General features: G+C 48.4%; 10 protein-coding genes. 6 read left to right on the forward strand and 4 right to left on the reverse strand.

From position 1 onward, the window contains the following. Positions 1-64 precede the first annotated feature (64 nt). The 4 genes from ACOJS8_RS11805 to ACOJS8_RS11820 all read left to right on the forward strand — a co-directional run bounded on the left by ACOJS8_RS11805 (position 65) and on the right by ACOJS8_RS11820 (position 2,897). The gene (locus ACOJS8_RS11805; protein WP_420148742.1) at positions 65-1,006 is read left to right on the forward strand and encodes a CPBP family intramembrane glutamic endopeptidase; all 942 of its coding nucleotides are present in this window, start codon (positions 65-67) and stop codon (positions 1,004-1,006) included. A gap of 26 nt (positions 1,007-1,032) precedes the next feature. After that, positions 1,033-1,251: a putative signal transducing protein gene (locus ACOJS8_RS11810; RefSeq protein ID WP_420148743.1), complete on the forward strand. Its 219-nt coding sequence runs from the start codon at positions 1,033-1,035 to the stop codon at positions 1,249-1,251. Continuing rightward, a complete protein-coding gene (locus ACOJS8_RS11815) occupies positions 1,232-2,065 on the forward strand; it encodes a phosphatidate cytidylyltransferase (RefSeq protein ID WP_420148744.1) in 834 nt (277 codons plus the stop codon). Before ACOJS8_RS11810 ends, ACOJS8_RS11815 begins: the two co-directional genes overlap by 20 nt. A gap of 103 nt (positions 2,066-2,168) precedes the next feature. Beyond that, a complete protein-coding gene (locus ACOJS8_RS11820) occupies positions 2,169-2,897 on the forward strand; it encodes a carboxypeptidase-like regulatory domain-containing protein (RefSeq protein ID WP_420148745.1) in 729 nt (242 codons plus the stop codon). A 17-nt stretch (positions 2,898-2,914) separates the two neighbouring features. On the opposite strand, the gene ACOJS8_RS11825 is transcribed toward ACOJS8_RS11820, so the two are convergent. Continuing rightward, positions 2,915-3,688 carry a UDP-2,3-diacylglucosamine diphosphatase gene (locus tag ACOJS8_RS11825; RefSeq protein ID WP_420148746.1) on the reverse strand — a complete coding sequence of 258 codons (774 nt, stop codon included), beginning with the start codon at positions 3,686-3,688 and terminating at the stop codon, positions 2,915-2,917. A 206-nt stretch (positions 3,689-3,894) separates the two neighbouring features. Here ACOJS8_RS11825 and ACOJS8_RS11830 point away from each other — a divergent pair, with 206 nt between their 5' ends. Both ACOJS8_RS11830 and ACOJS8_RS11835 read left to right on the forward strand, forming a co-directional pair. Next, the gene (locus tag ACOJS8_RS11830) at positions 3,895-4,659 is read left to right on the forward strand and encodes a hypothetical protein (RefSeq protein WP_420148747.1); all 765 of its coding nucleotides are present in this window, start codon (positions 3,895-3,897) and stop codon (positions 4,657-4,659) included. Between the two features lie 200 nt (positions 4,660-4,859). After that, positions 4,860-6,206, forward strand: a complete 1,347-nt coding sequence (locus ACOJS8_RS11835; RefSeq protein ID WP_420148748.1) for a D-arabinono-1,4-lactone oxidase — start codon at positions 4,860-4,862, stop codon at positions 6,204-6,206. Between the two features lie 25 nt (positions 6,207-6,231). Here ACOJS8_RS11835 and ACOJS8_RS11840 read toward each other — a convergent pair whose 3' ends face one another. The 3 genes from ACOJS8_RS11840 to ACOJS8_RS11850 form a co-directional block, all read right to left on the reverse strand. Then, positions 6,232-8,628, reverse strand: a complete 2,397-nt coding sequence (locus tag ACOJS8_RS11840; protein WP_420148749.1) for a hypothetical protein — start codon at positions 8,626-8,628, stop codon at positions 6,232-6,234. Between the two features lie 57 nt (positions 8,629-8,685). Beyond that, complete coding sequence (locus tag ACOJS8_RS11845) at positions 8,686-9,822, reverse strand: DUF4249 domain-containing protein (protein ID WP_420148750.1); 1,137 nt, start codon at positions 9,820-9,822, stop codon at positions 8,686-8,688. A gap of 22 nt (positions 9,823-9,844) precedes the next feature. Then, a partial coding sequence (locus tag ACOJS8_RS11850; protein WP_420148751.1) for a TonB-dependent receptor domain-containing protein occupies positions 9,845-10,901 on the reverse strand: 1,057 nt, incomplete at its 5' end.

Consider the following 10,901-nt stretch of genomic DNA (forward strand, 5'->3'; position numbering starts at 1 on the left):
CCGAAGGCAGAAATGGTTCCCTTATGGTGATTATGCGAACGAGTACGTAAATTTACAGGGAAATATGCAATCCATCTATACGCCGGAAGGCTCCACATTACGGCCACCAACGCTCGGCGGGCTGATTATGCTCGTCGGTTTCGTCCTCATCGGGGGTGTTGTCAGTACATTACTCTTGTTTGTTATTCTGGCTCTCAGCAAAGGGATGGGCTTTGAGCAGGCGCAAGTGTATCTGAGCGACCTGGCAACCAATCCAACAACTTCCCCAAACAGTTGGTACGAGTTGATGCTTCTGCAGGCTGTCAACCACCTGGGTACCTTTTTATTGCCTTCCCTCCTCTACTGGTACGTTGTTGAACGACGGACGTGGGAACAGTTTAATCCACGCCCCGTTTCGGCTGTGGCGGGGCTGGTACTGGTCGCTTTAATTGTTGTCGCGTTTATGCCTTTCGATGGCCTGATCATCGAGTGGAATCAAAACCTGCATTTACCCGAAACGCTGGCCCCTATCGAACAATGGATTCGTGACAAAGAAAAGAATCTGGAAGGTATCACCAAATACCTCACTACGTTCCGGACTACCGGCCAGCTTCTTGTAGCCTTACTGGTCATTGCGGTAATCCCAGCCATCGGCGAGGAAACGCTTTTCCGGGGGATTCTGCAACGCAATTTCAGTTACTGGACAGGCAATGCACACGTCGGAATCTGGCTGGCTGCGGCCCTGTTCAGCGCTATCCACGTACAGTTTCTGGGGTTCTTTCCCCGCATGCTCCTGGGTGCTTTGTTTGGCTATTTGTATCTGTGGTCGGGCAATCTGTGGGTAGCCATTCTGGCTCACTTTGTCAATAATGGTTTTACCGTGTTCATGGTCTATTTGTATCAGAAGAAAATGATTTCTATGAATATCGAAAGCACGGAATCGGTACCTCTCCTCAATGCACTCATAGCCTTCGTCTTTACGGTAGGACTGTTATATTATTTTAGAAAAATTAACCGCCCCACGTAGTGATCGGCCCCTACCAATCAAATACGATGAACGAAACCTGGGAATCAATTTATACTACTCCTTTGCCCCATCGGGCTGAACTGGCAAAAGCGTTATTGTTCGAACATGATATTCCGGCCGTGGTTATCAACAAACAGAGCAGCAGCTATCCGACGATCGGTTCGGGTAAAAGCGAAGTTCACGTACTGGCCAAAGACGCAATCCTGGCAAAAGTTATCTTAGAGAATGAAGCAACGTTTAGCTAACCTGTCGAATCTTCAGCAGCGCGTCATTGCCGCTGTAGTTGGGGTTCCCTTTATTCTGTTCATGATCTGGTATGCCGACTGGACGTTCACCATACTCTTCTGCGTTATCAGCGCCCTTACTCAACGGGAATTTTACCGATTACTTGGTCTTGACGGATTCGAACCGCTTACTGCCTACGGAACGCTCGTCGGGGTCATGATTTGCGTGCTCGCCTATTTTATTGAAACCGACCGCATCAGTATGGGGCATTATTTCCTGATTTGTCCGGCTTCATCCATGATTTTCCTGATCAAGCTCTACAAAAAGCGGGATATGAAACCCTTCACCAATATTGGCTTTACGTTTCTCGGCATTATTTACGTAGCTATGCCGTTTGCGCTGCTTATTATTCTGGCGCTACGTGGCGGAGGATTCCACCCCATGCTGATTACGGGCTGCCTGCTCTTACTCTGGGCCAGCGACATTGGGGCTTATTTTGCCGGAACAAAGTTTGGGCGTCGGAAACTGTTCGAACGCGTATCACCAAAAAAATCGTGGGAAGGCGCCCTGGGCGGTGCAGCCGCGGCTGCATTAGTTGCGTTAGGGCTGGCTTTCTGGGCACCGGAACTCAGACCCTGGCAGTGGTACTGCGTGGGTGGGATTATTGTTGTAACCGGAACCTACGGCGATCTGGTTGAATCGTTATTTAAACGTAGCATCGCAATAAAAGACTCCGGGAGCAGCATTCCGGGTCATGGAGGCTTTTTAGATCGGTTCGATGGTTTATTGCTGGCCGCCCCCTTCATTATTACGTTTTTGAAGCTGTTTGCGTGATCAGATTATGGCTCTGTAAGCCTGTTAAAATTCTTAAAATTCGGGTAACCGAAACCATATCTTGCCTTTTCCTCGTTTACTTTGTAGAATGGATAGAAGGTGTATGAAAAATTTACTAACGTTAATCGGGTTCGTTCTGGTGATTTTTTTTCTGGGTGGCCTGTTTTCTTCGGCACAGGCGCAAGGCCAGGAACGGCAGATTACGTTCACCGGCTTTCTGACAGGCGGCCGCACCAATGAGCCTTTACCCGGCGCATACATCTATATTCCTAAAGCAGGCAAAGGAGTTCTGTCGGCTCCCAACGGTTACTTTGCCTTACCCGTTTTTCCGGGCGATAGTGTTATATTTAGCTACGTCGGCTTCAAAACGCAGTACCACATTATCCCGCGTCGATTAACTGACCTTACGTATTCGGCAGTTGTCGCGTTGCAGGAAGATGTAAAAACACTGGCCGAGGTAAAGGTGTATCCATACGCGACGGAAGAGCTATTCAAAGACGCTTTTGTGAATTTAAAGCTCCCCGACGAGAAAGAACGGGAAGCCCTGGCACGTAACACCAGTCCGGAAGCGATTATGCGCCAGGCCGCCACAATGCCGATGGGCGCACTGGCAAATCATCAGAACTTTGTGAATCAGCAGTTTTTCGGGCGTGAATCCGTGGTCGGACGTTCCCAGACACCAAGCTTTTCCTTTACCAATCCGTTTGCCTGGGCCAATTTCATTCGCTCGGTTAAGCGTGGCGACTTCAAGAACAAGGAATGGCGCAGCGAACTCAACAAAGCGCCCCGGGAAAACGTATCACGAAAAGATATACTGCAGGACGGAAACTAGTTCGGGAAGCGCTAACTCTATTCCATCCATTTCTTAAGCTCAAGCGTTTTGCCGTCAAAAACGCCGTAGGTCTTAGCTGATATCCATTCACCGATATTTACGTATCGACTGTCTGGCCCAATTTCCAGATTAAGGGGAACATGCCGATGCCCGAAAACGTAGTAATCGTGATGGCGCTCCTTCTCCAACGTCCGGCTGTACTGAAAGAGCCATTCTTCTTCTGGGTCCCGCGCAACCATCTCGTCATAATGACTCAGCCGACTCTGTTTTGACCAGGCGTTGGCAATCGAAATGCCAATATCAGGATGTAGCCACCGAAACAGTTTTCGGGCCAGTTTGTGCTCAAACACGACTTTGAGCTTCTTGTACGTTTCGTCGCCGGGACCGAGTCCGTCGCCGTGGCCGATGTAAAATTGTTTATCACCAATATGGTACGTACGAGGCTGGCGATAGACCGGTATGCCCATTTCGTCGGTAAAATACGTTTCCATCCACATATCATGATTCCCTGTAAAGAGAATAATACGCTGGCCCGCATCGGTCAGTTCGGCCAGTTTTCCGAGCAGCCGCACAAATCCTTTAGGAATGGTTTTTTTGTATTCAAACCAGAAGTCGAATACATCTCCTACTAAAAAAATCACTTCGGCATCGGTCCGAATCTGATCGAGCCAGCGAACGATTTGCCGTTCGCGCTGACGACTTCGTGCAGGGTCGGGCGCACCAAGGTGAAAATCGGAAGCAAAATATACCTTACGGCCAGGAGGAAGCGGAATGGTTTCTATATCAAACATGAACACGGCAATTCGTTTGTAAAACTACGTAACGAATGCGGTTATCGGATATATCGACCGCATTTCACTTCTATATTACGTTAGCCAGGAAGGCGAATAGCCATCAGAAGACTGAAGCAGTTAAATTACCAGAAGCATCAAAAACATCAGACCAACACAAATGGTATTTAAGAAAACGCTATTTTTGGGCTTTCTCAGAACATCTTATGAAAATCAAAACACTGATACTCGCCTTTCCTGTACTTTGCTTTGCGTGTAATGACCCTAGTTCACCCTCCGATCCGGCCACCCAAATGGAGGCCAGCCCTATTCAGGCCAGGAAAGTAGCAGGCGTCAATACGCTTTCGGTCGATTTCAACTACGACGAGCCTTGCAACATTTTGGGTGAAGAGTATATCCGCACTACGTTCAATCTGGATGAGAAGACAGAATTGAGCGAAGGGCATACCCACGAAGGTTGTGAATTTGAGTGGGCTGGAAACAAAGTTATCGTGGCCTTTGGTGGAGCAAAACCATTTTCTTCTACTAATCAGGCTCAGTACGTCTTTGATAGAATGTTTCAGGGTGCACCTGCCGAAACCATTACAGCACCGGTTTCGGAGCAAATGCTGGTAGACTCGGCAGACACGGGCCCGGCGACCGAAGGAACAAACTCTGAAACATCCGCTGCTGATACAACGCACCATAACACCGACGACAAGCACCCGGAACACGCTGGTGAGTCGGCCGCTACGCCCCCATTAACCAAACCAGCCGTTAGCAAAGGCAACTATAAAGCCGTTGCTAATGTGGGCGACAAAGCTGTTTGGGACGCCACAACCGGGGCGATGCACGTGCTATACAACAATCACATTATCAATGTAACCGTTGAAACGAAAGGCAAGTCAGAAACGAAGCAGGAACAGGCTAAGTCACTGGCGGAAGTTCTCGTTGAGAAAATCACTCACAACGAATACAAGAAATGGTTGTAATCGTTACGTAACGTCATAAAAAAAGGCTGCTGAAATGATTTCAGAAGCCTTTTTTTATGACCTGACCTGTTCAGAACAAATACTATGTGTCAAAGCAAAATCGCCGGGGTTAGGATTTCGTTACGTTCTTTTCGAATTTGTTAAGAAAAGCGTCATCATTATCAAATTATCCAATTAGTTTCGCAGAAAGCCCTACCTCCATGAAGAAAAGAACGTTTATAAAACTATCATCGACCTTAATGGCCGCTCCTGTATTTTCTCCTCTGTCGGAATGGTTTGCCGCTGAAAAACTAAAAAACTGGGCAGGTAATTTTGAGTATAGCACCGATAAGCTTTACAAAGCAAATTCGGTAAAAAATACGCAGGAACTCATCAAAAAATACGATAAAGTGAAAGTGCTGGGAACACGGCACTGCTTTAATAATATTGCCGACAGTAAGCATAACTTTATCTCGCTCAGAGACATGGATCAGGTCATATCCCTAGATCCAAAGGCACGTACGGTGACGGTCGAATCTGGAATGAGTTACGGCCAGCTTGCTCCTTACCTCGACAAAAAAGGTTATGCGCTGCATAATCTGGCTTCGTTACCGCACATATCGATTGCGGGTGCCTGTACCACAGCGACGCACGGTTCCGGGGTTAAAAACGGGAATCTTTCTACGGCGGTCGCGGCCCTCGAAATCATTACTGCCAGCGGTGAAGTTCGAACACTTTCGCGCGCAAAAGATGGCGATACGTTCCGGGGTGCTGTTGTGGGACTGGGTGCGTTGGGAGCCATTACTAAGGTTACGCTCGACATTCAGCCAACGTACCAGATGCGGCAATACGTCTACGAAAATCTACCGCTGGATCAGCTTAGAGATCACTTCGAGGCTATTGTATCAAGTGGCTACAGCGTCAGTTTATTCACCGATTGGCAGAAGAAACGGATCAACGAAGTCTGGATAAAAAGCCTGCTTGAAAAAGGAGATGCTCCAAAACCGAAATCTGAGTTTTATGGCGCTAAACTCGCAACCAAAAACCTCCATCCCATTGCTGAACTCTCAGCCGTTAACTGCACCGAGCAAATGGGCGTGCCGGGGCCCTGGTACGAACGATTGCCTCACTTCCGGATGGGCTTTACGCCAAGCAGCGGTAAGGAATTGCAGTCCGAATATTTCGTGCCGCGTAAAAATGCGGTAGAAGCCATCCTGGCCGTTGAGCGATTACGTGATCACATTAGCCCACACCTGTTTATTTCGGAACTACGTACCATCGACGCCGATAATTTCTGGATGAGTCCGTGCTACATACAGCCCAGTTTAGCCATTCATTTTACCTGGAAACAGGATTGGCCCGCCGTTAAGAAAGTATTGCCGATGATCGAGAAAGAACTGGCTCCTTTTCAGGCCCGCCCCCACTGGGGAAAGCTATTTACGTTAGCACCTGCTACGTTGCAATCGCGTTACGCCAGGCTGGACGAATTCAAAGAACTCGTAAAACAGTTTGATCCTAAAGGCAAATTTCGGAATGATTTTCTGGCGATGAATCTATACGGTGCGTAAGTAACTGCGGGAGTAAAGTGTCAATCTACTTTGGCGTATTTTTCACTTCGAACAGTACTCGCTGGCTTCCGGCCGTACCGTCTTTTGCCAAGCCGTTTACTTCGATAAGATACGTACCGGGCTGGTCGGAGGTAAAGAATTCGACGCGACTGTTGCCGCTGTTATCCGCTTGTAGATTCGGGTTCCAGTAAAGCAGGGTTCGACCATCAGGTAAACGGCTTTCGAGTTGTTTGGCTGTATCATAACGCGGGCTGTAAAATTCCCGCTGAAGTTGTAAACCGTCATAGTCAACCTTCAGCAGATTCGGTTCGAGTGGAAAACCCGCCAAGTCGCCTTTATAGGTCTGGAAACTGATGATTCCATTGAACATAACCGGGCCAAACAGGTATCGATTCGTCATGACATCGAGTTTTTGTATTTTCAACGGACTGAATTCAATGATTTTGTCCATGTCGAAAACTGGAATTCCGTCGATCATGACCATCGACAGATCATTGAACGTTTCCCGGTAAGGCTCGTTCAGTACGTATAGCTGAAAGTGTTCCTGCTTTTTACGGGGCATTACCCCCAGCACATATTCACGTAACACTTCCTCCATTCGCGGAAATCGCGTGTAGGCATCTAGTAAATAACTCTCCCTGGGCTTTCCGTAGAATGCCGTACTATCGACCGTCGGATAACGATACTGGATTGCCCGTTCGCCCCAATACGTTCCCTGCACCTGCATCGCTACACTCCGACTCAGCACCTGATCGCTCTGCGACTCCGTTACCGAAAGTTCCGGCGGTTGCCCCTTCGTCGACGTAGCAACAAAAGGGTTATCAATTGTTATTTTGTTGATACTATCGACAGGATTGGTTTGTGCAATCAGGTTTTTCGGCCCATAAAAATCCTGCATTTCAAAGCGGATACGGCCCAACGAATCACTTCGGGACACGTAAAGCCGAATGGGCTTGCCCGGCGAAGAAAGATACGTAATGATGTTTGGTACGGGCTGGCCAGACGACGGGTCAGTTACGCTTCCTTCAACGATCGGGCCGTTGTATTCAGGCAAAAACTGGAACGTCGGTTTACTGGCCGTCGGTTGTTTTAGAATAGCATCCCAACGGAAACGACGCCATCCGTGTGTCAGCATCAGATGATCAGTGGCCTCCTGCACGGCAGCATTTTCTGATTGCAGATAATAATCCGGCGATTCAATCAATCCCGGCAAATCAGAGGTCATCGACAAATAGCTCAGAATCGAACCCGAATCGACCGTAGCCAGTGAATCGATTCGGTAAACGGCCATCGACAACGTAGCGGGGTTAGCCATGGATGCTCGCCCCTGCACAGCCGCTTCCAGAGACACCTTCGTTCGGGACGTGTAGTCTTTCCGGTCGGTTTTCAGCGTAATGGCTAACGGGTTTTTGGGTCGCCTGAAATACAATCGCTCACAAACCGGCCTGCGCTCTGCATCAAAAACCGTCAGATGCGAGACGCCTTCACCCAACTTTTTTTTGTCGATCAAAAACGTAGTTTCCCGCTGAATTGATCGCATTTCTGCTACGTTAATAACTTGCCGCGTATGCCCCAGCAAATACACAGCCGACGGGTTCGCTACGTTTGTCGTAACCGTAAGTTTCAGTTGCTCAGCCCCGTTTTCTTCCAATCGTAGAACATATCCCTGTGGCTGGATTTGGGGTAGCGGACGCGTAAACGAACGACCTTTCTCGTCCATGACAACCACCCGGTACGTTACGTTATCCGAAGGAGTAAATGTAAAAGACCCCATGCCAAACCTGTGCGCAGACAACCGGGTAAGTGTATCGTTCTGAGCGTTTAACAGCCAGCCACGAACTCCAACTCCTTTTCCGGATTCGTCGGCAACCTTGAAAGCAACTCTGCTGGTAATTCCCTGAACCAGGCTGCCTCCTTCCGGAAAAAATTGAATATAGTAATTTGCCCGTTCACGTAGTAATGGCAAGCCTAATCGTTTGAACGGGTTGATAATGGTTACGTTCTTTTCGAAGAAGTAATCGGCGCTGAAATTCTTCATCCAGTTGGTATAGGCACGCAGCCGATACGTACCTGAGTTGACCGACGAAGGCAAAAACAACGACCCGTTCCCTCCAGCTTTCGTCAACTCAATTTTGGTCTGCAATACAGATTTACCTTCTTTATCAAGCAGTTCCAGATAAGCTACTTTGCTAAGATCAATTGGCTGGTGGAGCGTAGCATCTACGTAGTAAAGCTTAAACCACATGGTTTCGCCGGTAAAGTAAAACCCCTGATCGGTGTGCACAAAAAGCTTTTCCTGCAAAGTCTGTTGCCGATACGTATCAAACGACTGTACCAACGTATTGACTGATGCCGGCGTTTGCCCGAAGCCAGACAGGTAGCTCAGCAGCAACAGACCACCCCAAAACCGATTTGCAGCCATATTTCCTTATGTTTTTGTAACGCGGTCGAACTGGCGTATCCGTTCGAATCCGAGATCTCAATTCTCCCAGAATTCAGGTTTTTTGTTAACGCCCCCCCTTATTCGACAATCTACGCAGTCAATGGATGACGTCGTATATTGTGCGGATTGCGGGGGGTCGACGATGTTAATAATACCCGGTTGCAAATCCTGAATTTCCCCCAGACTTAACGTATCTACCTCGCAGGGATTCCCGGTGTAAGCCCGCCAGGAAGGAGGAAGTTGCGTTTTACTGATAAAAATCCGCTTGCTTACGATGTCGCCTACCCGAAAAAAACCTAACACCAGATCCGCAGGCTTATTCGTCGAACGGATATTCCCCGTAACCTGCGACGGTTGCGGGTCAAAAATCGAACCGATATTCTGCGTTATTCTCGCCAGTTGGTCGTAGTAATTGTAACCTTCCTGACTCAGCGCATACTGCCGGACCAAGATGCTGTACTTCACCTGAAACTTAATTGACGTGCTCGGTATCCTGATCAGCGGATATTGACTCACTATGTCCTGACTAAGCCGGGTGGTCGAGTTAACTATAATGTTTTTGGAGTTGCCGCTTCCCCAGCAGTTGTACACGTTTTCGGTTCGGGGATTCACTTGCCGGGTTTTTGGATCGTACTCATACGACGAATAATAGGCCGCTACGTATGCCCAGGTTTCGTCGAACTCCCAGCGATAATACCGGGTGTTGTTGTTTGAATCGTGCGTATTTACATTAATCTGCAACCCATCATCTTCAGGATACCAGCTAATGCTGTCGATGGCGGGCGTCTTAAGAACCGGCACGTAATCGGAATAGTAGTCTCCTCCGCTGGCCGTACGGATGTGCAGACGATACGTTTCGCCCGACAACGGCGTTACGCCCGACAACGAATAAACGCCCCCGCTTCCTTCGGAAAGCGTATAGATTGCATTACGTGCACTTTCGATGGTTACGCGGGCCCTGGTTTCGGCAGTGGGCGCTTTTGGATCTGACAGGTTCTGCGACCGCGATAAAGTGATCCTGGTTGTTGTTCCGGGGGCGCTGTCAAAAAAACCATTGACCACCAGATAACTATCCGGCGATGTAATTTCTGCCGGACGGTAAGGATCGACGCAGCCCCCGACGAGAAGCACCAGAAACCATCCAATAATTTGTCGATACATTCTGTTTTTCATACGTAGCAGTACACACCAAAACCTAGAATCTGAAATTGTACGTAACGGAGGGTATCGGTTGCCCGAAGATGGACAGCTTATATCCATTTACAACCCCATTCTCTGATTTGAAATAAACGGAGTACGCATTCCGGCGGCCCGTCAGGTTATAAACGGCAATCGTCCAGGAGCTATGCGCCAGCTTTCTGATTTTATGATTTCCCTCAATGTTCATCGCAAAGTCAGCGCGGTAATAGTCGGGAATGCGATACTGATTTCGCTCTGAATACAGCAACCGCAGCGCATTATCGACTGTGTATTTGGCAATAGGCAACGTAATGGGCCGCCCGGTGCTGTAGGTAAAATTGAGCGAGATACTAAACCGACGGTTTATTTTGTAGTACCCGATCATCGTTACTTCGTGCGGTTTGTCGTAGCTGCTTGGGTAATATTCGCCCTTGTTGATGACGTCCGAACCTATATTTCCGTTTGTGCGCAGCAGTGTTCGGGCATACGTGTAGCTCAGCCAGCCGTTTAGCTTGCCGGTCATTTTTTTCACCAGAAATTCAACTCCATACGCCATTCCCTGTGCATTCACGACGTCGGTTTCGATATGATGATTCAGAATCAACGTAGCGCCATTTCGAAAGTCGAGCATGTTCTGCATGGTTTTGTAATATCCTTCCACCGACATTTCAATCGTGTTAGCGCGATTATTCTTATAAAATCCGAGGGCATACTGATCACCAATCTGCGGGCCTATATTCGGGTCGCTTAGTTTCCAGATATCGGTGGGCGAAATGACCGTCGTATTCGACAGCATCTGAATATACTGTCGTGTCCGGTTGAAACTGGCTTTCAGCGAAGCCGAAGAAGAGAGCGCATACCGTAGCGATAATCGATACTCCGGACCGTGGTACGTGTTGATAAATTTGTTACGTATATAGGTGACCGTATCGACGATATTTGCTACAGTTTTTGGCAGGCCGGGCGCGTATTGAAAGACGGAGCGCGGACCCAGATACGTAAAGAATGAGTACCGCAATCCGCCACTAATCGACAGCCGTTGATTGATATCGAACCGATCTCCGATATAGATG

Source organism: Spirosoma sp., assembly GCF_048594605.1.
Taxonomy (GTDB): Bacteria; Bacteroidota; Bacteroidia; order Cytophagales; family Spirosomataceae; genus Spirosoma.